Source organism: Vagococcus zengguangii, assembly GCF_005145005.1.
Taxonomy (GTDB): Bacteria; Bacillota; Bacilli; order Lactobacillales; family Vagococcaceae; genus Vagococcus_A; species Vagococcus_A zengguangii.
Genome location: NZ_CP039712.1, coordinates 1,975,700 through 2,001,090, shown reverse-complemented (window position 1 = coordinate 2,001,090; position 25,391 = coordinate 1,975,700). Strand labels below are relative to the sequence as shown.

At 37.5% G+C, this 25,391-nt stretch carries 20 protein-coding genes; 10 read left to right on the top strand and 10 right to left on the bottom strand.

The window, feature by feature from the left end:
• Positions 1–73: 73 nt before the first annotated feature.
• Complete coding sequence (locus FA707_RS09500; RefSeq protein ID WP_136953971.1) at positions 74–4,585, top strand: bifunctional metallophosphatase/5'-nucleotidase; 4,512 nt, start codon at positions 74–76, stop codon at positions 4,583–4,585.
• Positions 4,586–4,663: 78 nt separating this feature from the next.
• On the opposite strand, the gene FA707_RS09495 is transcribed toward FA707_RS09500, so the two are convergent.
• The 7 genes from FA707_RS09495 to FA707_RS09465 all read right to left on the bottom strand — a co-directional run bounded on the left by FA707_RS09495 (position 4,664) and on the right by FA707_RS09465 (position 11,323).
• Positions 4,664–5,056, bottom strand: a complete 393-nt coding sequence (locus FA707_RS09495; protein WP_136953970.1) for an OsmC family protein — start codon at positions 5,054–5,056, stop codon at positions 4,664–4,666.
• Positions 5,057–5,962 carry an ABC transporter ATP-binding protein gene (locus FA707_RS09490; RefSeq protein ID WP_136953969.1) on the bottom strand — a complete coding sequence of 302 codons (906 nt, stop codon included), beginning with the start codon at positions 5,960–5,962 and terminating at the stop codon, positions 5,057–5,059.
• Entirely contained in the window at positions 5,955–6,848 is an 894-nt protein-coding gene (locus tag FA707_RS09485; RefSeq protein ID WP_136953968.1) for an ABC transporter ATP-binding protein, read from the bottom strand. Before FA707_RS09485 ends, FA707_RS09490 begins: the two co-directional genes overlap by 8 nt.
• 3 nt (positions 6,849–6,851) lie before the next feature.
• Positions 6,852–7,685, bottom strand: coding sequence for an ABC transporter permease (locus FA707_RS09480; protein WP_136953967.1), 834 nt, complete (start codon positions 7,683–7,685; stop codon positions 6,852–6,854).
• Positions 7,685–8,647: an ABC transporter permease gene (locus FA707_RS09475; RefSeq protein ID WP_136953966.1), complete on the bottom strand. Its 963-nt coding sequence runs from the start codon at positions 8,645–8,647 to the stop codon at positions 7,685–7,687. Before FA707_RS09475 ends, FA707_RS09480 begins: the two co-directional genes overlap by 1 nt.
• Before the next feature lie 103 nt (positions 8,648–8,750).
• On the bottom strand, positions 8,751–10,325 hold the full coding sequence (locus tag FA707_RS09470; RefSeq protein WP_136953965.1) for an ABC transporter substrate-binding protein: 1,575 nt from the start codon (positions 10,323–10,325) through the stop codon (positions 8,751–8,753).
• Positions 10,326–10,744: 419 nt separating this feature from the next.
• On the bottom strand, positions 10,745–11,323 hold the full coding sequence (locus tag FA707_RS09465; RefSeq protein WP_136953964.1) for a CYTH domain-containing protein: 579 nt from the start codon (positions 11,321–11,323) through the stop codon (positions 10,745–10,747).
• A 164-nt stretch (positions 11,324–11,487) separates the two neighbouring features.
• On the opposite strand from FA707_RS09465, the gene yjbM reads away from it, so the two are divergent.
• From yjbM to mgtE, 4 genes are all read left to right on the top strand, one after another.
• Positions 11,488–12,165, top strand: coding sequence for a GTP diphosphokinase (gene yjbM, locus FA707_RS09460; RefSeq protein ID WP_154299903.1), 678 nt, complete (start codon positions 11,488–11,490; stop codon positions 12,163–12,165).
• 4 nt (positions 12,166–12,169) lie between these two features.
• Positions 12,170–12,961 (top strand): NAD kinase, encoded by a 792-nt coding sequence (locus FA707_RS09455; RefSeq protein ID WP_136953962.1) that lies wholly within the window; start codon positions 12,170–12,172, stop codon positions 12,959–12,961.
• 18 nt (positions 12,962–12,979) lie between these two features.
• On the top strand, positions 12,980–13,870 hold the full coding sequence (locus tag FA707_RS09450; RefSeq protein ID WP_136953961.1) for an RluA family pseudouridine synthase: 891 nt from the start codon (positions 12,980–12,982) through the stop codon (positions 13,868–13,870).
• Between the two features lie 67 nt (positions 13,871–13,937).
• On the top strand, positions 13,938–15,245 hold the full coding sequence (gene mgtE / locus FA707_RS09445; RefSeq protein WP_425471320.1) for a magnesium transporter: 1,308 nt from the start codon (positions 13,938–13,940) through the stop codon (positions 15,243–15,245).
• 125 nt (positions 15,246–15,370) lie between these two features.
• Here the strand turns inward: mgtE and FA707_RS09440 are convergent, their stop codons facing one another.
• Positions 15,371–16,003, bottom strand: a complete 633-nt coding sequence (locus tag FA707_RS09440; RefSeq protein WP_136954230.1) for a copper homeostasis protein CutC — start codon at positions 16,001–16,003, stop codon at positions 15,371–15,373.
• Between the two features lie 131 nt (positions 16,004–16,134).
• Between FA707_RS09440 and FA707_RS09435 the strand changes: the two genes are divergently transcribed.
• From FA707_RS09435 to FA707_RS09415, 5 genes are all read left to right on the top strand, one after another.
• On the top strand, positions 16,135–16,980 hold the full coding sequence (locus tag FA707_RS09435; protein ID WP_136953960.1) for a methyltransferase domain-containing protein: 846 nt from the start codon (positions 16,135–16,137) through the stop codon (positions 16,978–16,980).
• A gap of 202 nt (positions 16,981–17,182) precedes the next feature.
• A complete protein-coding gene (trmL, locus tag FA707_RS09430) occupies positions 17,183–17,689 on the top strand; it encodes a tRNA (uridine(34)/cytosine(34)/5-carboxymethylaminomethyluridine(34)-2'-O)-methyltransferase TrmL (RefSeq protein WP_136953959.1) in 507 nt (168 codons plus the stop codon).
• Between the two features lie 551 nt (positions 17,690–18,240).
• Positions 18,241–19,716, top strand: a complete 1,476-nt coding sequence (locus FA707_RS09425; protein ID WP_136953958.1) for a nicotinate phosphoribosyltransferase — start codon at positions 18,241–18,243, stop codon at positions 19,714–19,716.
• 78 nt (positions 19,717–19,794) lie between these two features.
• Complete coding sequence (gene nadE / locus FA707_RS09420; RefSeq protein ID WP_136953957.1) at positions 19,795–20,625, top strand: NAD(+) synthase; 831 nt, start codon at positions 19,795–19,797, stop codon at positions 20,623–20,625.
• A 21-nt stretch (positions 20,626–20,646) separates the two neighbouring features.
• Positions 20,647–22,506, top strand: coding sequence for an LTA synthase family protein (locus FA707_RS09415; RefSeq protein ID WP_136953956.1), 1,860 nt, complete (start codon positions 20,647–20,649; stop codon positions 22,504–22,506).
• Between the two features lie 15 nt (positions 22,507–22,521).
• On the opposite strand, the gene FA707_RS09410 is transcribed toward FA707_RS09415, so the two are convergent.
• Both FA707_RS09410 and FA707_RS09405 read right to left on the bottom strand, forming a co-directional pair.
• Positions 22,522–23,712 (bottom strand): GGDEF domain-containing protein, encoded by a 1,191-nt coding sequence (locus tag FA707_RS09410; protein WP_168177392.1) that lies wholly within the window; start codon positions 23,710–23,712, stop codon positions 22,522–22,524.
• A complete protein-coding gene (locus FA707_RS09405) occupies positions 23,705–25,276 on the bottom strand; it encodes an AcpB/EbpR/MafR family transcriptional regulator (RefSeq protein WP_136953954.1) in 1,572 nt (523 codons plus the stop codon). Before FA707_RS09405 ends, FA707_RS09410 begins: the two co-directional genes overlap by 8 nt.
• Positions 25,277–25,391 lie beyond the last annotated feature (115 nt).

Here is a 25,391-nt window from a genome sequence, read left to right as displayed (position 1 = left end):
AAAAACATTGATAAGTAAACGCCTTCATGTTAAGTTAGAGGTGTTCAATAAAATAAATGGGGGGATTTTGAGGATGAAAAAAACGCGTTTGATAATGAATAAGTTCATGGTTGCGACCTTGCTAGCAAGTTATATAGCAGGTGCAGCACCAGCCTTAGTCACAGCGATTGATGTTTCAACGGAGCAACTGTCGGAGGAAGTAGTTGTCGATCAAGAGGAAGAAGAAAAGGGCACTGAGGAACACGCTCTAACTTCTACCGAAGACCAGATTGAAGAAGGGGGACAATCTGTAGACGGGAAAGAAACGGCACAGGCGACAGAATCTCAAGCGATATCAGCCAATCAAACTGAGACCCAGGTATCATCACAAGTTAAGTCGGAAGAAGTCAATAAAGCACAAGATGAAAAAGAAGCCGTTGTACCTAAGGAACAAAAACTGGCAGAAAACGCTGAAGAAGCAGATGTACCTGTTCAAATTCTTGGGTTTAATGATTTCCATGGGGCAATTAGTACCACTGGTTCAGCTTATTTAGATGTTTCATATAAAAATACGGGTACTGCAGCTTATTTAGCAGCAGAATTAGATCAAGCTACTGCGAATTTTAAAGCGCAATACAGCAGTGAAAATTCTATTCGTATTCAAGCAGGTGATTTAGTGGGGGCTAGTCCATCCAATTCAGCTTTACTACAAGATGAACCAACCATTAAAATTGCCAATCGTTTAGGTATTCAGTATGGTATTTTGGGGAATCATGAATTTGATGAAGGCTTAACTGAGTTCAATCGTATTCTGACAGGACAAAAACCAACACCAGGTAGTGTTCAAGATACAGAAATTATTAACGCTTACCCACGTGAAGCCTCTAATATGACAATCTTATCGGCGAATATTATTGATAAGACAACGGGCCAAACGCCATTCGGTTATGCTCCTTATGCAATTCATGAACTAAATGGGGCAAAAGTTGGTTTTATTGGAGTAGTGACGTCAGAAATTCCTAACTTAGTGTTAGCGCAACATACTAGAGACTACAACTTTATTGACCCAGCCCAAGCGATTGTTGATAACGCGAAAGAATTAAGAAAACAAGGCGTTAATGCAATTGTGGTTATTGGTCATACCGGTGTCTCAGGGGTTGATGCGGCTATTAGCGGCGAAACTGTTGATATTATTCAGAAAGCGAAAGAATTAGATCCGGAGAATTCAGTGGATATCTTCTTTGCTGGTCACAGTCATTCGTATGCGAATGGTGTTGTTGAGGGAGTACGTGTTATTCAAAGTACGTCACAAGGGAAAGCTTTCGCCAATGTCATTGGTGAGATTGATCCAGAAACACAAGATTTTTCTGAGGTGCCTAGTGGTGTGGTGGCACCAACTTTAACTGATAAATCTACACCTGAAGCATCAAGCTTAACACCAAATGCGGAGATTAAAGAGATTGTGTCTGATGCGGATGAGCGAATTGAGAGTATGGTCAACGAAGTGATTGGTAAAACGGCTGATGGTCAATCTATTTCACGAGAAGTGAACAATGATAGCGACCAAGAATCAGCATTAGGTAACTTAATTACCGATGCCCAACTTTACATGGCTAGAAAAACAATGAAAGATAACGAAGGAAAGGCTCTTCCAATTGATTTTGCCATGACCAATAATGGTGGAATTCGGGCTGATTTGGCAGTGAATGATCAAGGGGAAATCACTTGGGGTGCAGCCCAAGCGGTACAACCATTCGGAAATGTCATGCAAGTGGTCGCGATTAAAGGTTCTGATTTAATTGACGCCTTAAATCAACAATTTAATGAATATTATTTCTTGCAAATAGCAGGTCTGAAATATACGTATACAGGTGAAAAAACCGCTGATGGTGATAGCCGTCAAGTCAAAGAGATAACAATTATCGATGAAGATGGAAAAGAAAAAGCTTTTGATGAAACAGCGACGTATCATGTCGTGATTAACGATTTCTTATTAGGCGGCGGGGATGGCTTTGAAGCTTTCACGCGTGCGAAATTAATCGGTGCTTTAGATCCTGATACCGATATATTTGTGAATTATATTAAAGAAAAACAAGAAGTTTCTGCTAAAGTTGAAGGTCGTAAAACAGCCGCTGAAGCAGCTGGAGAAAAATCATTAACAATTTTAGGCAGTACGGATGTTCATGGTAACATTTGGGATTTCTCTTATGAAGACAACGCACAAGCAAATGTTGGGATTGCAAAAATTGCCGGCTATGCTGAACAAGTACGTACCGAAGTTGGGGCAGAAAATGTCGTGTTAATAGATAATGGGGATATTGTCCAAGGAACGATTTTAACAGATGATTTATACAACACAGATAAAGAGTTGAAAAAAGAACCAAATCCTGTGATTGCCGCGATGAATGTAGCAGGTTATGACTCAATGACACTAGGAAATCACGAATTTAACTTCGGACAAGATCTGATTAAAAAAATAGTTAAAGAAGCTGATTTTCCAATTCTATCAGCTAATACTTACGTGACAGAAACTGAAGAAAACTTAGTAGGTAGCTACACGATTGTTGAAAAAGATGGTATTAAAGTGGCGATTCTAGGATTAACGATTCCGGATATTCCATTATGGGATGGTCCGCGTGTTGAAAACTTGACCTTTAATGGTTTACAAGCGGAGGCTGAAAAACAAGTTGAAAAAATCGAAATAGAAGAGCAACCAGACGTGATTATTGCCTCTATTCATGCCGGCTTAGATAACTCTAATACTGCAAGTGCCGCACGCAATGTTATCGAGAATGTTACGGGAATTGATGCGTTCATTATCGGTCACGACCACAAAACAATTGCGAATAAAATGCCAGATGTTGAGGGGAACGAAAAACCTGTTGGCGCGTCTAAAGATACTGGTTCTGAAATTTCTCGTATCGATTTAGACTTAGTTTATGATGAAGCAACAGGTGAATGGGTCGTTAATGATTCTGATGTTCAATCAGTTAGTATGGCTGATGTGACAGCTAGTCAAGCAGTCAAAGACGCAACGCAAGCAGCGCATGATGAAACGTTGAAATTTATTAGCGAACCAATTGGTCAAGCGTCTGCTAACTTCTTGCCAAAAGAAGAAATTAAAGGGATTCCTGAAGCGCAAATGCAACCAACAGCGCTAATTTCTTTAATTAATAATGTTCAATTAGAAGCAACTGGCGCAGATGTTTCAGCAGCGGCTTTATTCAAAGCAGATAGTCGTTTAGATAAAGGAGATATTACTTACGCGAATATTTTTGATATTTACAAATATGCCAACACGTTAGTGGGTGTCGAAATAACTGGTAAAAACTTAAAAGCCTTTATGGAAGATAATGCCCGTTACTATAACCAGTACCAAGACGGCGATTTAACCGTCAGCTTTGGTGGACCAGGAGAAATCGATAGTAAGATTCGCGTCTATAACTATGACATGTTTGCGGGCATTGATTACCAAATCGATGTCTCAAAACCAGTCGGTGAACGAATTATTAATCCAACTATTAAAGGTCAAGCGATTAAAGATGATCAAGTCTATAAATTAGCGGTGAATAATTATCGTTTAGGTGGCTTACAAGAAAAAGGTTATGTCACAGCTACACCATACTTTGATACTGATCCTAAAACGTTGCGTGGGATGATTGCTGAATATATTAAAGCTCGTGAGGTGATTGATCCAGCTGAAGAATTAAGCGATAATTGGGAAATTATCGGGGCACCTGGCTTAACGCACTTCTTACGTCCTGTTTTAGCAGAAGGAGTTAATACGGGTGTGTTGACAGTTGAGGCAACACCAAATAACCGTACGCCAAACATTACTACGTTAACGATTCAAGATTTAATCGAGGCTGATTTAGTTGGTAAACTAGACTTAGCTAGCTTAGAAAAAGTGATTGAAACAGCGTACAAATTAAAAGAAAAAGACTTCACAGCGGAGAGTTGGTCAGAGTTCCAAACTGTTTTAACTGAAATCGAGCGTGTGTTAGCCGATGCCGTGAAAGTGAATGAACAACTAGGGGATGACGCACGTGCTGACGAAGGTCAAGCCCAAGCGATCATTAACGAAAAAGCACAACAATTAGATGAAGCGATTAAAGCTTTAATTACCACAGGTGGTGAAGGTCAAACAGGTGACATCTTAGTCTTAACTGATTTAGAGCAAGCGGTGAAAGAAGCTAAACAATTAGAAGAAGCTAATTACACTGCTAAGACTTGGGCGAATTTTGTGCCGGTGAGAGATGAAGCGAGCAAGGTACTTGAAGCTGCACAAAAACAAAATGACGCACAGCAAGTTAAAGTAAGTTCAATTTTCTCATTTGTCTTAAAAGAAGATCAAGTTTTAACGCAAGCACAAATTGATGAAGTAACCCAAACATTAACTGCAGCGATGAAACAATTAGTGGCAGTTAATAAGAAACCACATGGTAATAACCAAAATAATGGTGGCACAACCAAACCAAATAGCAAACCGCAATCTAAATTCCCGTCTACCGGTGAAAAAGTGGCTGATTATGCGATTATTGGTTTAATCGTTGTTGCTGGAACAGGTGGTGCTTATTACGTTGTTAATCGTAAGAAAGCCGCTTAGCTAAATCACAAAGTCGCTGTGACTTAATAAGTAAAAAAAGAGTGTCTTACCTTAAAAAGGTCGGACACTCTTTTTACTTTAGATAAATTCAACTAATTCTTCAATGTCGATGGTTGGGTTTAATGATTGAATAACCGGGCAATGTTTTGAAACTAAACGTAATGCACGTGTTGCACGGTCTTGTAAGCTTTCTTCAACGGTTACATGAAAGGTCATGCTAATAGCTGAGATGGGGTTTGGAGCTTGTTCCATATCACGATCGTAAGTAATGGTTACTTTATGAAATGTATAAGGGATTTTAGAATTTTCTAAAACGCTTTGGTAAACATACGCCCCGCAAGCGCCAGTTGCTGCGACTAAGCTTTGAACAGGGGAATAACCTTCTTCACGTAATAACACCCAATTTCCTTGTGCTAAAGGTAACTCCATGCCTTTAGCTCCTTGAACTAATTCTAATGTTTCTTGACTCATCTAAATTTCCTCCTTTAAGACAAAATGGCCAAGACTAACCTCGGTCCAATTACCTTGATTTGAAATCGTTTCTTTATTTAGTTGTGTTTGTTGTTGAGAATTAAAGGCTTGGGTAGCCAAATCAGGATCCGCAACGGGAATTGCTGATAATAACTTTTTCGTATACGCATGTTGCGGTTCGTTAAAAATTTTATCTGTCGGTCCTAATTCAACCAATTTTCCAAGATACATCACCGCGATACGATCTGAAATATAGCGTACCATTGATAAATCATGCGATATAAATAAGTAAGTTAGCCCGAGTGAAGCTTGTAAATCTACGAGTAAATTAATAATCTGTGCTTGGATTGAGACATCTAGAGCTGAAATGGGTTCATCACACAAAATAAAATCTGGTTCCATAACAACGGCACGGGCAATCCCGATTCGTTGTCGTTGTCCGCCACTAAATTCGCGTGGATACTTGTGAATAGCCTCGCCCTCAATCCCGACTTTTGCCAACATATCAGTCGCCCGTTGCCTAGCTTCTTGTTTATCAAACTGTAAGCTTAATGGCTCGATTACTTGCTCTAAAGCGGTACGCTTAGGGTTAAGTGAAGCGTAGGGGTCCTGAAAAATAATTTGCATACGTTGTTGTAACGCACGTTTTTCTTTCGTGTTTAACTCAGTCATTTCGATTCCGTCAAAATAAAGCTCCCCCGAGGTTGCTTGTTCTAATTGTAAAATCGTGCGCCCCAGTGTGGTTTTACCGCTACCTGATTCGCCGACTAGTCCAAGTGTTTCCCCTTGATTGATGCTAAAAGATACATGGTCTACCGCTTTCAAGGTTTCGGTTACGCGTCCTAGTCTTTTTTTGATTGGAAAATGTTTGCTTAGATTCTCTAAGCGAATAAGTTCTTTAGTCATAAGCCACCTCCGGATTGAGTGCTAAGTAACGATGAGTCGCGCTGATGGACTCAAAATGATGCGGTTGGTTCATCCGTTGTTGTAATGCTTGATGATCAATTGCATATAGTTTATCTGATTTGTTGCCGTTAGGAATGGCTTTTAACAATTCTTTAGTATATAAATGTTGTGGATTGTTGAAAACCTCTGTTGTTAACCCTTCTTCAACAATTTCTCCTTGATACATCACTTTAATTTCTTCACACATGCCAGCGATAATGCCAAAGTCATGACTGACTAAAATCATTGACAAGTTTTCTTGAGCTTGAATGTCTTTAATTAAAGCTAAAATTTGTGCTTGAATGGTCACATCCAGCGCGGTTGTTGGTTCGTCAGCAATTAACAATTCAGGTTTTGCTAACAGAGCCATCGCGATCATCACCCGTTGACGCATACCACCTGACAATTCATGCGGGTACTGCTTCAAACGTTTCGCTGGATAAGTAATCCCAACCTTTTCAAGTTCAGCTTCGGCCAATTTCAATGCCTGTTTTTTTGGAACTTTTTGAAAACGTTGGATAACTTCAACTAAATGATAACCAATCGTACGTAAAGGATTTAGAGCCGTCATTGGATCTTGGAAAATCATTGAAGCAGGTAAGCGTTTATGGAAATCAACCGGCTCATCATTAAAACGAAATGAGGCCATATCTGCTACTAAACTTTCTGGCAAAATATTCATGATAGCTTTCATTGTTAAACTTTTGCCGCTACCAGATTCACCCACTACACCGGTGATTTTTCCTTTAGTAAAACGTAAATCAATCGCGTGAATCAGTTCAGTTGGCGCTTGATTTTTTTTGTTAGTGCTAACAGTAAGTTGTTTAATTGATACAATATTCGTCATAAATTAAGCCTCCTCAACTGACGCAACATCACGTAAGAAGTTGCCTAATGTATTAAATGAATAGACGGTTAAAATAATAAAGAGACCTGGTAAAACTGCCATATGTGGGGCACGTTGGAGACTACTTTGAGCGTTTTGTAATAAACTTCCCCAAGATGCCATCGGTTGTTGAATCCCAACTCCTAAGAAGCTTAAGGCTGATTCGGTCATAATGGCGCCAGAAATATTCATGGTTGCTGCAATAATTAAGGTTGGTAAGACGTTTGGCAAAATGTGGCGGGTAATAATTTTAAGTGGTTTAATGCCGATAAAATCAGCGTACACCACATACTCGCGTTCTTTTGCAGATAAAGTTTCTGCACGTACTAAACGCGCGGTCGACATCCATGAGAAACACCCAATGACAATAATAATCGTAACTAGTCCAGGTTTTAGAAAAACACTTAGGACAATGACTAGCACCATCCAAGGAATACTTGAAAGAATGTCAACTATACGCATTAAGATGCTGTCGATTAAACCACCAAAATACCCAGAAACTAAACCAATAACCGTCCCGATAAAGGTAGAAGCAATCATCGCTAGAACCCCAACTAGCAACGAAATTCGTCCACCGTGAATAACGCGGATAAAATAGTCACGTCCAACTTCATCAGTCCCGAAAAGATGCTCTAAACTTGGCATTGCCGACATGTTACTGACGTCTGTTTTATTAGGATCGATTGGGATAAAGGGAGCAGCTAAACTCAGTAAAATTAAAAAGGTTAAGAATACAATCGCAAGCCAGTATGTAGGCGAGTTAGCTAACACTTTTTTTAGACGTTTGATGTTAAACATTAGTTGCCACCTCCTGTTTGACGAATACGAGGGTCAACCAAACGATATAGCACATCAGATAATAAATTCCCTACGATGACTAATGTCGCGGATAGTAACATGATTGCCATTATAACGGGATAATCTAAGGCTTTGGTGGCTGTCATCATATAAGGACCGACACCGGGCCATCCGAAGATACTTTCAGTAATAATCGCACCCGTCACTAGCATCGGCAAGGCTTGCCCAATTTGAGTGACAACCGGAATTAAGACATTACGACTAATATGCTTCATAAAAATTTCTTTTTTAGTTGCACCAAAGGCTTGTTGAACCGTCACGTAATCTTCATTTAATTGCGATAATGCTGACGTACGAATGTAGCGAGTTAAGTCTGGGAAGAAAGCAACGGTTAATACTAAGTAGGGCATGAAGAAATGTTTGAAAAAGTCACCAAAGCTAGCATCTTGCCCAATTGTATACATCCCGATAATCGGTAATAAGTTTAATTTGTAACCTAAGAAATAAATTAAAATCATCGCAAACCAAAAAGTTGGTGTCGCAATCCCGATAGAGCATAAGCCGTCAATGATTTTATCCAACCACTTATTTTTGTTTGCAGCCGCTAATAAACCAAGGACCATCGCTAAAATTAAGGCTGTGATATAAGCAGGGATGACTAATTTCATCGTATTAGGAATACGTGTCGCTAATTCAGCTGAAATACTTTGTTGGTTAAGTAAAGAAAAGCCCATATTACCTTTAAAAATTTCAGTTAGCCACTTCACGTATTGAACTAAGAAGGGTTGATCAAGTCCGTAGCGTTGCTTCATTAATTCAACTGTTTCGGCGGACATGTTAGGGGTGACAATCGCATCAATCGCATCATAAGGTGCTAGATGGATTAAAAAGAAAACGATAAAAGAAATAACTAATAAGAGCGGAATTAGTTGCAATAATCGTTTGAGAATATATTTAATCATGTAGAGCTCCTTTCCTTTAAAAAAACATAATGCTTAAAAAGATTATACGCCTAAATAAAAAAACAGCACAATAATCAGAATTATTGTGCTGTTAATCAACCAATTATTTAATTGAGATTTTTGATAAATCTTCAAATGAATAGATTGGAACTAGACGTGCGTCTTCAATTCCTTGAATGTTTTTGCTAGCGGCTAGTATTTTTTTGTTATCCACGATTGGATAGACAACGGCGTCATTGTTAATCGTTGCTTGTAATTCAGCATAAATTTCTTTACGTTTGCTTTCGTCTAATTCAACAGCACCTTGTTCGAATAGTTTATCTGCTTTTTCACTTGCGTAGTTAAAGTAGTTAGCACCGGCACCTGATTTGTATAGAGCAGAGTATAAATCAGGATCGTTCCCCATGATATAACCACCTAAGAACATGTCGTACTTAGTAGAACCAGGGTTTCTTAATTCAGTAAAAATTGCAGCAGCATCACCACCAGCTAATTCAACGTTAATGCCAACGGCCTGTAATTGTTGTTGAATTAATGTTGCTTGTAATGTTTGCTCTGGATTATCTGAACCGTAAGCTAAATTGATTTTTAAATCAGTTACGCCAGCTTCAGATAATAGTTGTTTTGCTTTTTCTACATCTTGCGCGTAAGTTTCCACATCAGTTGTTGCAAATGGATTGTTTGGAGGCAAGATAGTGTTTGGTGTGTTATAAAATTCTTCAGATAAGTAAGCGGCTTTGTTCATGTCGTCTTTATTTAACGCAAAGAAGATAGCTTGGCGAACTTTTTGATCTTTTAATTTGTCAGAATTTAAGTTTAAGCCCATGTAACCCACACGGTTTTCACTATAAGCGTAAGTTGCTAAGTCATTTTTTTCTAAATCTTCGATATCACTTGGTAATACCATAGAGGCATCAACTTCACCTTTTTGTAAGGCAACTTTAGTTGTGTCAGCATTTGAGATAATGCGTAGTGTGATGTTTTTAACACTTGGTTTGCCACCATAGTAATGTTCGTTTGCTTCAAATTGCATGTACTCGCCACGCTTGTATTCTTTTAATGAGTAAGGGCCAGTTCCAACCACGTTCCCGTCGGCTAATTCAGAACCTGAAAAATCGATCTCTTCTTGGCCTTCATATAAGTGTTCGGGCATAATGTAAGTTTCAGTTGCAATGTTGTTCGCTGCTGCGGCGCTAACTTCTGGGAAGTTGAATTTGACTGTATAATCATCCACTTTTTCAGTTTCGATAGGTTGGTCACCTACCCATAAAGAATCAGCGTTTCCGTTTTCTTTTAAGACTTTATTTTCATAAGTGAACACTACGTCATCGGCGTTGAATTTTTCGCCATCTGACCATTTCACATTTTCTTTAAGGTGAACAGTCACTGATTTACCGCCGTCGGTAGTTTCCATGCTGTCCGCCAATTCATATTTTAAAGTGCCATCTTCTTCGATACGCGCAAGTGGTGAATAGACCATGTTAGTAGCGGTTAAGCCCCAACGGTCGCTCACATTAATTGGGTTTAAAGAAGTTGGATCGCCACTAATGGCATATGTAAACGTATCTTTGTCGTTAGTTGCTTTTGATGTATCTTTTTCATCGTTGTTGCCACATGCAGTTAATACCAATAACCCTAAGACTGTGGCAGCTGATAACCCTAAAAACTTTTTCTTCATTTTTACTACATTCCTTTCCCTATAGAAAATAAACTTTTGCTTAATTTTTGTAAGCATTGACGTGATTATAACATACAAAAAATCAAAATATTCATAATTTGTCTTGTTTTGAGAAAATAGGAATATTTACGATTTGGCTTGTACTGTCAATGTTTCTTAGAACGTTAAAATAACGGTAAACGAACAAAAGTGCTTGTTCTTATTAAAACATTAATAAAACACATAGCAGCTATAAATGAGAACAGTATTGTATTAGTGGATGAAAATAGTCTATAAGTAATAGGTTTTGGCCATTTAACTGGTAAATAGCATGTTTTATATTATTAATGATTTTTGTTATGAGGAAAAAAACTCTTCGAACATTTTCGAAGAGTTGAGGGAAAAAGTATAACATTTGGTGGACTTAAGTAAATAATTCATCACGTTGCATTCATGGCGCGTTGAATTTTATTGGGGGTTGGACGTGTTTGAATGTGATGATTTTGTAATAATGACTCAAAGAATTGTTTGCCGGAGTCATAGGAGCTGGCTTCGACTTCCAATTCATAATCATGTTGCCCATGATACCAACTTTCATCAAGAACAAGCAAAATGTCGGACGATAATTTTTTTTCCAAACGCTTTGTCTTAAGTGAAGCGAAGACATGTACGTCAGGTTGTGAAATGTCCAGTGCAGTTAATTTAGTTTCTAGTTCGTCTTTAATAGGTAATACATGTGTTTCCATAAATGAAATGACTTCAGATGGTGTAAGTGGTATGTTAGTTTCTAATAATCCTTGTGGTAAAGGGGTTTTTAACGTGATTTCCCCGTTATTATTAGCCTTAACACGCACACGTAAAGCCGCATGATGTTTTTTTAATTGAAAATCTGGCGTATCTAAATAAATATTTTCTTGGACAATGGGGGCTATTTCCTCCATTTTGAAGGCATTGAATAATTCGTGATACTCGTTTTCACTTAATAAGTTTTTGAATTCTATCTCAATTTGTTCTGGCATGTTGAGCGCTCCTTTAGTTGATATTAAGTTAATTGTCACTTAATTTTTACTGTCAGTCAAATAAAGGTTGTTTTTTCAGATAGAGAAGAATAACTATTTTCGTTGGAATATGCTAAAATATAAACGATTAGTGATTATTGGTTAGTTTAAGGAGTCGATAAATAATGGAAGATTGGCACACATTTTTCGTTCCGTATGAACAAGCTGTTTCGGAATTGAAAATTAAGTTAAAAGGGATTCGTAAACAGTTCCGTGAAAAAGGTGAGCATTCACCAATTGAATTTGTGACGGGACGAGTAAAACCAGAACACAGCATTAAAACAAAATTAAAACGCCGTGGTATCAGTCGTGAACGTTTGGAGACCGAAATGACAGATATTGCAGGTTTACGTATTATGTGTCAATTCGTTGATGATATTTACAAAGTAGTTGAGTTAATAAAAAAACGTAATGACATGCGTGTTGTCAACGAACTGGATTATATTGCCAACAAAAAAGAAAGTGGTTATCGTTCGTATCACTTGATTATTGAATATCCAGTCCAGTCGATTGATGGCGAGAAAAAAATATACGCTGAAATTCAAATTAGAACATTAGCGATGAATTTTTGGGCGACGATTGAACATTCTTTAAACTATAAGTATCAAGGTGATTTTCCTGTCGAAATTAAACAACGCTTAATTAATGCGGCCGAAGCAGCTTACTTATTAGATGAAGAAATGTCAGAAATTCGTGAAGAGATTCAAGAAGCTCAACATATGTTTTCACATGGCAAAGGTCCAGATTTTGAAGAAAATATAGTCGCGCTTTATGATGATATTGCTAAAAATATAGGAGGATAAGAGCATGCAAGTAGCTGTTTTTGCGAGTGATACGGACCATTCCCAGTTGAAAAAGCGAGAACTTGAAAAGTTAATTGTTGAAAAAGGATTGACGCTTAACAATCAAACCCCAGAAACAGTTATTACAATTGGTGGAGACGGAACGTTGTTGTCAGCTTTTCACCGGTTTGCTCATCGTTTAGATCGTGTTCGATTCATTGGTATTCATACTGGTCATTTAGGTTTTTATACAGACTGGCGTGATTTTGAATTAGAGGAATTGGTTGATTCCTTAAAAGATTTGGTGAGTCATAGTGTGAGCTATCCACTTTTAGATATACATGTCACGTACCGTGATAATCAGGAACCAAAACATTTTTTAGCATTAAATGAATGTGTGATTCGTCGTAATAGTGGCACGATGCGTGCAGAAGTTTTGCTAAAAGAGGAGTTGTTTGAGCAATTTCGTGGAGATGGACTCGTTGTATCTACACCAACGGGTTCAACGGGATACAATAAAAGTGTAGGTGGGGCAGTGTTGCATCCGAGTTTAAATGCCCTACAATTGACGGAGATTGCTTCAATTAACAATCGTGTCTATCGTACACTTGGCTCACCACTCGTGATTGGTCATCAAGACTGGGTGACAATTGAGATGAGTGAATTAGGAGAGCACATGCTAATGATCGATAATTTAGCAATGTCAGAAACAAATATTGATAAAATATCTTATCGTGTGGCTAAAGAACGCATCCATTTTGGTGGTTATCGTCATAATAATTTTTGGACGCGTGTCAAAGATGCCTTTATCAAATAAAACAAGAGGAAACAGAAAATGAAGTTTAATTGGACTTATGAAGAAACAAGTCCGCTAATGTTACGAACGTTTTTGAAGAACCAAGGAATATCCAAAGGGTTACTCGCAAAAATTAAGTTTCAAGGTGGCGAAATTCAAGTGAACGGTACCGTTCAAAATGTGTTAGTGTATTTAAATACAGGTGATCACGTAGAAGTGACGATTCCTGATGAAGGAGAACATGAAACACTTATACCAGAATACGATCCGCTTGAAATTGTGTTTGAAGATGAGCATTTATTAGTTGTTAATAAACCTAGTGGAGTTGCTTCGATTCCGGCGCAATACCATCCAAGTGGCACGATGGCACATCGAGTCAAGGGTTATTATGTCAAACAAGGCTATGTGAATCAAATTGTCCATGTCGTGACGCGTCTAGACCGTGATACGACGGGCTTAATGTTATTCGCAAAACATGGCTATGCCCATGCGATGATGGATAAACAACTACAAGCGCGTACGATTCACAAGCATTATCAAGCGCTAGTAAGTAATCAATCAACTCGGCAATTGTCAGGGCAAGGTGATATCACCTTGCCAATTATGCGCGATGAAACGAGTATTATTAAGCGTATGACGGGTGAGGGCGGATTATCTGCGCATACAGAGTATAACGTTTTACAAACCTGTCCAGATTTTTCGCTGGTGGATATTCAGCTACATACGGGGCGGACACATCAAATTCGTGTACATTTTTCAGCAATTGGTCATCCGTTATTAGGGGATGATATGTACGATGGCCGAATGGATTTGGGTTTAACAAGGCAGGCGCTTCATTGTGCACGCTTAAGCTTTGTTCATCCGTTTACGCAAGTAGCCATTCAATTAGAACAAGCTTTACCAAATGACATGCAACAAGTATTATCGTGAGAAGGAGGGGGATTTAATGGCAGAAGAAGTGAATCAAAATGTGACGCCGTTTTTATTGGAAGAATTGATGAACGGCGATATGATGACGTTTCGTGAAATATTCTTTGAATTACATACTTATGAACAGGGTGAGTTTTATCTTGCTTTATCAAGTGAGGAACGTCAGCAACTTTATCGTTATTTATCTCCCAAAGAGTTAGCGGATTTATTTGATGGTATTGAAGAAGAACAAGAAGATGTTGAGCAATTATTAAAAGAAATGGATTCAAGCTATGCAGCGGATATGTTATCGTATATGTTTACCGATAACGCAGTAGATACGTTGAATCAATTAGATAAAAAAGATGTTGCGATGTATTTAAGTATCATGGAACCAGAAAGTGCAAAAGAGATTAAAAATCTTTTACATTATGAGGATGATACAGCGGGTTCGATTATGACGACTGAGTACGTTGCCATTGCAGCGGATCAAACAGTGAAGTCAGCGATGGCCTACTTAAAAGAAGCCGCAGCAGACGCTGAAATTATCTATTATATTTTCGTTGTAGATGAAGCAGGTTACTTAGTAGGGGTTATTTCATTAAGGGATTTAATTGTTAACGATGATCAAGCCTTGATTCGCGATGTCATGAGTGAACGTGTTATTTCGGTAAAAGTTGGCGACGATCAAGAGGATGTTGCGAATACCATGCGTGACTATGACTTCTTAGCAGTGCCAGTTACTGACTATAAAAATCGAATGCTCGGGATTGTTACGGTCGATGATATTATCGATGTTATCGATGAAGAAGCAGCGTCTGACTACTCTGGTTTGGCCGGGGTCGATGTTGAAGAAGTAGCAGAAAACCCTCTACATGCGGCGAAAAAACGTTTGCCATGGTTAATTACGTTGTTGTTTTTAGGGATGTCAACAGCTACTTTAATTGGTCATTATGAAGCGTTAGTGAGTGAGGCAAGTATTTTAGCTGTGTTTATTTCGTTAATTACTGGGACAGCGGGAAATGCGGGTACGCAATCACTAGCCGTTGCGGTCCGACGTTTAGCGATGCAAGAAGATGATCGTAGTTTTATTCGTTTAATTTTCTCGGAATTAGTGACAGGTATTATTACCGGTTTAATTACTGGCTTAACTATTATGGTAATTGTTGGTGTATGGAAACATAACTTTACGCTCGGTTTCGTGATTGGGATGGCGATGTTATGTGCGATTACAGTTGCCAACTTAGCAGGTAGCTTGATTCCAATGTTAATGGACAAGTTAGGGTTTGATCCAGCCGTTGCGAGTGGCCCGTTTATCACAACGTTGAGTGATTTGACGAGTGTCTTGATTTATTTTAGTATCGCAAGTTTATTTATGAGTTATTTTATTGGATAAAAAGCAAACAGTCACAAGGCGTTAATCCTTGTGACTGTTTTTTACTTTTATTTTTAGACAAGATAGGATAAATAAAGCAATAGCTGGGGAATTCCCTCTGCAATAACACTTTTATTCGTAGAGGTTTAAACTATCTTCGTACCATGAACTTCTTTAACGCCTAACGTATCCATAACTTCTTGGGCATTTTGTGTAGTAATCCCGCCACCAGGTAAGATAATAATGCGTCCATCAGCGTGAGCAATCAAGGCTTTTAAATGTTCGAAGTTCTCTTGAATAGGGGTGCCAGCTGGACCACCGTGCGTTAAAATACGTTCAACGCCACGTTCGACTAACCAATCAATGGCGTTGAACTGTTCTTCTTTTGGTAAAGAATCAAACGCCATATGGAAGGTCACTTGTAACCCTTCAGTATGAGCTAATAATTGATCCATCCCCTCGATATCAATTTCTGATTGATCTTCGGTTAAACAACCAATCACAACGCCGTCAGCCCCAACTTTTTTTGCTTCTAAAATATCAATTTCCATCATTTTTAGTTCAGTATCGTTATAGAAAAAATCTCCGCCACGTGGACGAATAATCGTCATGACAGATACCTCTAGTTCATGACAGTAACTAATTGTTTCTGTTAAGACACCAAGACTTACTGAGGTGCCTCCAACGGTTAAGTTATCACATAGTTCAATGCGACGCGCACCACGTTGAATCGCTTGAGGGATATTGGTGAAATTTTCAGCACAAAATTCTTTAATAATCATAAGAAACCTCCAGTTTTTAGTTAATATTATAGTAACATAAATGTGTCGGAAATACATTTGTGTTATGATAAGAACGAAGATTATGAGACCTAGCGATGAGTCGCTAGCAATAGAAGTGAGGAAAAGTCATGTTACAAAAAAAAATTGACCGCGCTGCTAGCTGGATTGCGAATCATCCTGATAGATTAGCATGTCCTAAGTGCCATAGTGCCTTTGAAATTGAAGGGCACAGCATCAAATGTACGCAGGGTCATGTTTATAATTTAGCCAAAAAAGGCTCACTATATTTTTTGAATAAAAAAATTGAAAGTGAGTATACAAAAGAAATGTTGAGTCACCGTCAACAAATGATTCAAACGGAAATGTATACGCCAATGCTTGAAGCAATTGCCAAGCATTTAAAGGATGTAGATGGCTTGTTAGATGTTGGCTGTGGTGAGGGGAGCTTTTTACAAAAATTAGCCACACAAGTCGTTTCACCGGTTAATATCGGGTTTGATATTTCAAAAGAAGGTATTGAATTAGCGACCAATCAAGCGGTTGATGCACTATGGCTAGTGGCTGATTTGACCAATTTACCGATTCAAGATCAAAGCATGAGCCATATTTTAAATATTTTCTCTCCTAGCCATTATCATGAATTTGCTCGTGTGTTAAAACCACAAGGCAAATTGATAAAAATCATCCCTGGCCCGCTGTATCTAAAAGAATTACGCGAGCGTATTTTAGGAGGAACTGAAAAAGAAACATATTCTAATGAGAAAGTTTACGAACGTTTCAAAGAGGAATTAACGTTAGTTTCTGAAGAAAAAATAACGTATCAATTCGACATTCCATCTCCCCATTATGAAGACTTTTTATATATGTCGCCCTTGCACTGGCAAGCGAGTGAGACACAACGTGAGGAGATTAAAAAACATCCAATTAAAACTATAACAATTGATGTTCTTGTGCTAGTTGGTGAATTTGCTTGATTTTTTCGTGATTTTGCTGTGAAATTGATTGCCAAACAGTATTAATTTTGCTATAGTAGTCCTAGTTGTTTCATTGATTTTTCTCAGATTCCTGTTCTGATAAAAGTTAGTGAATAAACCTCACTAACGTACGGACTCGCCGTGGACTGACACCGAGCCGCTACGTTTTTTTTTATTCAAAATTAAGAAAGCAGGCGTTACTATGACCAATCATATCGTATTGTTCGAGCCACAAATCCCAGCCAATACCGGCAATATTGCAAGAACTTGTGCTGCCACAAATTCTCCTTTACATTTAATTGAACCTTTAGGATTCTCAACAGATGATAAAATGTTGAAACGTGCTGGTTTAGATTACTGGCATGATGTTAATATTACCTATCATGCTTCATTAGAAGCTTTTATGGAGTATTTGGGTGATAAACCTCTTCATTTAGTCTCAAAATTTGCCCGTCACGTCTATTCAGATGTTGATTACAACGACGGTCAAGATCATTATTTTATCTTTGGGAAAGAAACAACAGGCTTACCAGAAGAATTCATGCGCGCTCATGAAGAAGCGTGTATTCGTATTCCGATGAACGATGAACATGTACGTTCGTTAAACTTATCTAACACAGCGGCCTTAATCGTCTATGAAGCCTTAAAACAACAATCATTCCCAAATCTAGAATTAACCCACATCTACGAAAACGATAAGTTATCATAAAGTGATTGAAGGCACGGTCAGCTTTTGAGTAATATGCGCACGAAGACGAAAATTGTGCAACAATTTTTGAGAATCGTGACATATTACCGAGAAAGCTGTGCCTGAAATCCGGATTAGATAAAGTGATTGAACGAGCGTTTATCCCCAAAAAATAATGAAACCCATTCAAAAATAGCTTTTCATATTTTGAAATGGGGAGAATTATTTTCGAGGGGATGCTCATGAAATCCGGATTACATAAGGTGCTTGAAGTGGCGTTTAACTTTCGAGCGATATGCGTAGGACGACGAAAATATTGTAAATATTTTTGAGAGTCATGACATATCGCCGAGGAAGTTGCCACTGAAAGCCCGTTCATCAAGGTAATTGAAGCTGTGTCGTACAGTTCAACTTGATAATTATCACTAAAAAATACAAAACAATGTTAAAGCGTTGTTTTGTATTTTTTTATTTTGTTAAGATATAGTAGAATATAAGAGATAGGAATCAACGAATAAAAACTGAAATACTATGTTCATTAAAAATGTGAATAAAGAGAGGAATTAATACTTATGTCATACCAATATCCAGATGATAGTTTAGTTTTACATACCGATTTATATCAAATTAATATGATGAAAACGTATTGGGAACTAGGACGTGCAGATCGTCATGCGGTGTTTGAATGTTATTTTAGAGATATGCCTTTTAATAATGGTTATGCTGTTTTTGCTGGCTTAGAAAGAATTGTTAACTATTTAAAAAACTTTAAATTTACGGAAGCTGATTTACAATACTTACGCGACACGCAAGAGTATCCTGAAGAATTTTTAATGTATTTAAAAGACTTTGAATTCCGCTGTGATGTCCGTTCAATGGTTGAAGGAGAAATTGTCTTTAACAATGAACCGTTAGTTCAGGTAGAAGGACCATTAGCACAGTGCCAATTGATTGAAACAGCCATTTTAAACATGGTCAATTACCAAACCTTAATTGCAACTAAAGCCGCTCGTATTAAATCAGTTTTAGGCGATGATTTATTTATGGAATTCGGTTCTCGCCGTGCCCAAGAATTAGATGCGGCACTTTGGGGTGCGCGTGCTGCTTATATTGGTGGAGCTGATGCGACCAGTAACGTGCGCGCGGGTAAATTGTTTGGAATTCCAATCAGCGGGACACATGCGCATTCATTAGTGCAAACTTACCGTGATGACTACGAAGCGTTCAAAGCCTATGCGCAAACACATAAAGATTGTGTGTTCTTAGTAGATACTTACGATACATTGAAATCAGGCGTGCCAAACGCGATTAAAGTCGCGAAAGAATTTGGTGATAAAATTAATTTCTTAGGCGTTCGTATTGATAGTGGAGATATGGCCTATATTTCTAAAAAAGTTCGCGAACAATTAGACGAAGCTGGTTTCCATGATGCTAAAATCTACGCGTCAAACGACTTGGATGAAACAACAATTATGAACTTGAAAATGCAAAAAGCTAAAATTGACGCATGGGGCATTGGCACAAAATTAATTACTGCCTATGACCAACCGGCGTTAGGTGCAGTATACAAAATTGTTGCGATAGAAGATGATAACGGTGAAATGGTAGATACTATCAAGTTATCAAGCAACGTTGAAAAAGTATCGACACCTGGTAAAAAGCAAGTGTGGCGTATTACGCGTAACTCAGATAACAAATCACAAGGGGACTACGTGGCGTTATGGGAAGAACGTCCTGACTTACAAGATGAGATTTTTATGTTCCATCCGGTTCATACCTATGTTAACAAAACAATTAAAGATTTTACGGCACGTCCATTACTACAAGACATCTTTGTTAAAGGTGAACTGGTATACGACATGCCAACTTTACAAGAAATGAAAGAATATGCAGCAACACGACACGAATCTCTATGGGAAGAATACCGTCGTGATTTAAACCCACAAATTTATCCAGTTGACTTGTCATCAGCGGCTTATAACAATAAATTAAGTATTATTGAAGAAGTTAAAAAAGAGGTTCAATCTTTATACCAAAAAGAAGTATAATATAAAGTAATTTTATATGGGGATGGGCTAACTGAGCCTAATCCCCAAATTTGTTATAAGAAGAAGGAGGCGTTTTTGATGAACGCAATACAGCAAGAAATTATCCAAGCTTTAGAAGTTGAGTCTCAAATTGATGCGCAACAAGAAATAAGACGTCGTATCAACTTTTTGAAAGAATATTTACTGGCACATCCGTTTTTAGATAGCTATGTTTTAGGTATTAGTGGTGGACAAGATTCAACGTTAGCCGGTCGTCTGGCACAGATGGCAATTAATGAATTACGTGAAGAAACGGGTAAGACAACGTATCAATTTATCGCCGTACGTTTACCATATGGGGTACAAGCAGACGAGGATGATTGTCAAGAGGCGTTAGCTTTTATTCAACCTGATAAAACAATGACCGTTAATATTAAAGACAGTGTGGATCAATTAGAAGCGCAATTTGAATCACAAGGTTTTGACATTAGTGATTTTAACAAAGGAAACATCAAAGCCCGTTTACGTATGACGAGTCAATACGCAATTGCTGGACAAACAAATGGTGCAGTTATCGGAACGGACCATGCGGCTGAAGCAGTAACAGGTTTCTATACGAAGTTTGGAGATGGTGCAGCTGATTTAATGCCATTATTTGGCTTGAATAAACGTCAAGGACGCGCCTTGCTAAAAGAATTACAGGCACCTACTAGCTTATACGAAAAAGTACCAACAGCTGATTTAGAAGATGATAAACCACAAATTCCTGATGAAGTAGCATTAGGTGTTACTTACGAGGCGATTGATGATTATTTAGAAGGAAAAGCTGTTACCCCTGAAGCGAGCGCTCGTATTGAGCAGTTGTATCAAAATAGCGAACACAAACGCCACTTGCCAATCACTATTTACGATACATTTTGGAAAAAATAAATAGCCATGAGGTGGTTTAATATGTGGCAAGAAAAGGAAGAACAGTGGTTAAATGCGTGGCAACGATTCAAAAATAAACGTTACGCTAAACCGTTTGGGTGGATAGTGGTACTCGCCCTACCTTTTTTAGCTAACTATTTCTTACAATTATCGCAAAATAACTGGTCATTTGAATTGGCCTATAAGTTTGCATTCGAGTGGCATACGAGCAAGTTCTTATTATCCTGTTTAGTTTTAGCGTGTATTTTACTATTCATGATAACGTTGCTTGGTTCGGTACCGATGGGCAGCTTGTTTTTCTTTATTGGCACCATCGTGCTAGGGTTTGCTAATTACTCCAAAATGTTCAACCGGATGGAACCATTGTATCCGGACGACTTATCGATGCTCGATGAGTGGGGAATTTTACATGATATGATTGGCACACCGTTATATATTGTTTTTCTTATTTTAATGCTACTTATTGCCTATGTTTTAGGTAAAACGCTGTGGCAAAGTTTCAAAATGAAAAAAGCCCATCAGCTAATACGGTTAGTCTGTCTAGTAGCTAGTATGTTGGGACTATGGTATATTAGTGACTTTAATAATCCCAACAATTTACTACGTAAAGAATATGATAAAACAGCTAAATGGATTCCTTATAGTCAAAAAATGAATTACTATAATACGGGGTTTGTGGCAGGTTTTCTTTATAACTTAACCGTTGAACCGATGTCTAAGCCAGCCGATTACTCTAAGCAAGCGATTAAAGAATTAACGAAGAAGTATCAAGTAAGCGACCAAGAAACCCTAACTGACGAGGAAGCGCCTAATATTGTCTACGTGATGTCAGAAAGTTTTTCTGATCCATTTAGATTAGGCATTGAAGCAACACATGATCCATTAGCGGATTATCGTCAGTTAGCCAATCAAACATATAGCGGTTTGATGTTGTCGCAAAACTACGGTGGCGGAACTGCTAATATTGAGTTTGAGGCGTTATCTAGCTTGTCAATGGATTTGATGAATGCACAAATGACAACACCGTACACGATGTTAGTACCTAAAAAAGAGCAGTTCCCAACGATTGTTTCGCGTTTGAAAGCTCAAAATTATAAAACAACAGCGATTCATCCCTATAATACGTCGATGTATAAGCGTAAAGATGTTTACAAGATTTTTGGCTTTGATGAATTTTTAGATGAAGATACGATGACGAATCAAGAAACGTTAGGGGATAATCCGTACATTGCTGATGAATCAGCTTATCAAGAAGTTTACGAAACCTTGCAAAGTAATCAAGATAACGCTAATTTTGTCCATCTCGTGACAATGCAGACCCATATGCCTTATGGGAAAAAATATCCTGATCGAACTATTGTGGCTAGTGGAGATGACAACACAGAGGGTATTGCTGATTATTTAACGGATATTGAGTATTCTTCTCAGGCTTTTCTAAAGTTTTTAGACGATTTGAAACATGTGAAACGCCGTACAATTGTGGTGTTCTGGGGGGATCATTTACCAGCACTTTACTCGGATGCGTTGCAAGCACGTGTGCCAACAGTTGACTTACATTTGACTGAATTTTTGATGTATGATTCAAAGAAATCTTTAGCTAACAGTCAGCAACATGATGCGCTGATTTCACCGTTTTACTTCACGTCAACGATGATGAAGCAGGCAGGTCTAAAACAAGTGCCTATGGATCAATTATTGCTTCAACTAGCACAAAAAATTCCAGCCTTTGAAAAAACAAATGCTTATCAAAACGGTCAGTGGTTGGAGGAAGTGGATTTAAGTGATGAAAAAACCAAAGACTTATATCATGATTATCAATTAATTCAATATGATATTGTTGCTGGTGAGCAATACAGTTTAAAAACTGGATTTTTTAAATGAAAAAGGATGAGACAGTTAATTTGTCTCATCCTTTTTTTCTTCATAAATTACCAATTGATTTCTACCATTACCCTTAGCTGAATAGAGTGCTGTATCAGATTGAGATAGTAATGTTTGAAGGTTTATTTCTTCTGTTATAGGCTCTTGTACAAGGCCGACAGAAATTGATAGTTTTAGTGGTTTGATTTTTTCTAGGAAGAGATATTGCTCAACATTCTCGACAAATTTTTGAACATGTTGAACGACTTCATTTGTTTCTAATCGACCATTGACGAACATTAATACGAATTCATCTCCACCAAAGCGGTATAAATAATTGGTATCGAAATAATTCCGCATTAGATCGGTAAATTCCGCAAGTAGTTGATCGCCGATTGCGTGACCATGTGAATCATTGATTTCTTTAAATTCATCTAAATCCAATATGCAAATTGTTAACGTGTCTGTCGTCTTTTCTTTGCTATAACTATAACGGGTTGTTAAGGCATCAAAATGTTCAACTAACGCCGAACGGTTAAATAAACTCGTTAAATTATCAATCTGTGAGCTTAATTTATAGGTAATAATAGAATTGATAAGCCGAATGGTTGATTTAATTAAGGTGTAAATAATAATAAAGAGTCCACCTGTAATCAAATAATATGAAATCAAATTTGGCGACCAAGACTGATTATCGATAAAGGGAATATACATATAAATTAATATCGCGCGTACAATAAATAAAATAATCAAGAAAATTAGATTGTTACGCCAAGTCATCGTTTTATTGCGCGTACAAATATAAGCAATCACTAACGTGCAACTTGTTAATATTAAGTTGTTTAAAAATTCTACTGACATGACGGGATAACCATGCAGTAAAATAACAGCCGATTTTATAGTCATAAAAGCTAGCCCACATACAAAACCAGACAAAGTTGAAGCGTAATACATGACGAAATAAATTAACAAATAGCGGGTATCCACCTTTTGCCAGGCATCAATTTGGATACCGTTGATTGATAATAAATAACAAGAAATTCCGAAAATAAAGCCAGAAGAGATTCTAGTTGAACGTGTCATCTGCATTTTATTAAAGTGTTTCAAGTCAATGGGTTGATGATTAACGATTCGTTTAAGAATATTAAAGTACATAATTAAGATAGAACTAAAAATAATCGAAATGTTAACGGTAATACTACTGATAATTGATTCTATTCTATCCATTTGCTGACTCCTTGGTAGAAGAAATGGCACCACTTGATTCGCTTGGGTCATCATTCAAACTGAAAATACTATGAAGTAATTCTAAAGCCAGTTGGTGGGCAGTGTTTATTGCATAACGTATTTTAGCCCACTCTTGATTGCTTGGATAAGAATTTACCAAGACGAGTTTTTCTTCTGGAATATCTGGTATATAGAAATTTGAAACGATGACATCATAATCGTCCCAATTAAGAATCTTGAGACTCTCTTTTGATAACATAATACCAGTATAAGGCGTGATAACGGCTTTGTTAGCAAAATTATGCTGTAATAAATTTGCTAAAAAAAGCGTGTGGTCTTTGCCGTGGTCATTCACTACAAGGACGTTTGCTTTACGTTTTTTTTGATCGATTAGAATAGCTAAGTTATGCCATTTAATCATTAACCAATAAATCATATGATCATAATATTGAGTGTACCATGGGAAATCAGTTTTCTCTTCTAGCTGTTTTAAACCGAATTTCAAGTAGCTTGAGTAGCCAGGATAATTATCCATAATTAATTTAGCACTGTATGTATAACGATTAAATAAGACGTCTTCTCGATGTGGGTAGGTTTGATGATGTAAATAAATAGCCTTGAAAGTGCGTCTAATTAAATAGCGATCGTTATCAGATGGATGGACATGTAACACTTCTTCTAGCTGATCAATAAATTCGTCAATCCCGGTTGAAATATGTTCCCACTGTTTATCGGAAATGATGTCTTTACGGAAAAGATAGATACTTAATGCTATATCTTTAATTAATGCCTCATTATAAGTTAGGTTTAATCGCTCGGCTAAGGTTTGAAGTTGTCCTTTTTTTCCAACAACAACAGGTAAGTATTTTTCTAACGATGGTTGAAAATCTTTGTAATCTACCCAAAAACCCTGTGATTGTCGTGTCAAGCTCACAGCGATGATATAACTGATATAAACAAGCATCAAGTCATCTATTTCTTGATAAGTGACACCGAAAAATTCTTCCGCAATATCAATAGATAGTGAATTAACTAACTCACGATCGATATCAAAGGGCCAATCGCGTACAAAGTAAATTTCATTAAAATAATTGATAAAGAAGTAACGGGCACTTACTTCATTTTTATTGGAGACGTGGAATGGTGCTTTTTTCAATTCCAATCCGTGTTTTTGCATGACTTCATCTATTAATTGACTTGTGCGATAAAGAGAGGAATAACTAGAGTAGAGGTCATTTTCCCAATCATCTAAGTTTTTTGTTGGGCAAAAAAACATTTTTTCTAAAAGTAAAAAGTTATCAGAATTTCTGATAATTTCTTGATAAATTAATTGAATATGGCTGTTAGGTGGTGTTGTTAAGCGGATACCATTCTTCTTAGATGTTTCTAAAGTGACGTATTCATGCCAGTTTTCTCTTAAATATTGAATATCACTGTTAATGGTTCGCAAAGATGCATCTAAATTAATTGCCAGTTCATTTGAGCTGACCCACTTAGATGCGTTATTTAAATATTCAAGTAATTCTAGACGACGTCGCGTGGAATTATCTAATAATTTTCTCATGAGTCACACCCCTTTATTTCTGAATCTAACGTCTCAATCTTCTTATATCTTGTAAGTATATTAATATTTTACTACATCTGTCTTCAGTTTAATAGCATTTAGCTGATTGTCTTAA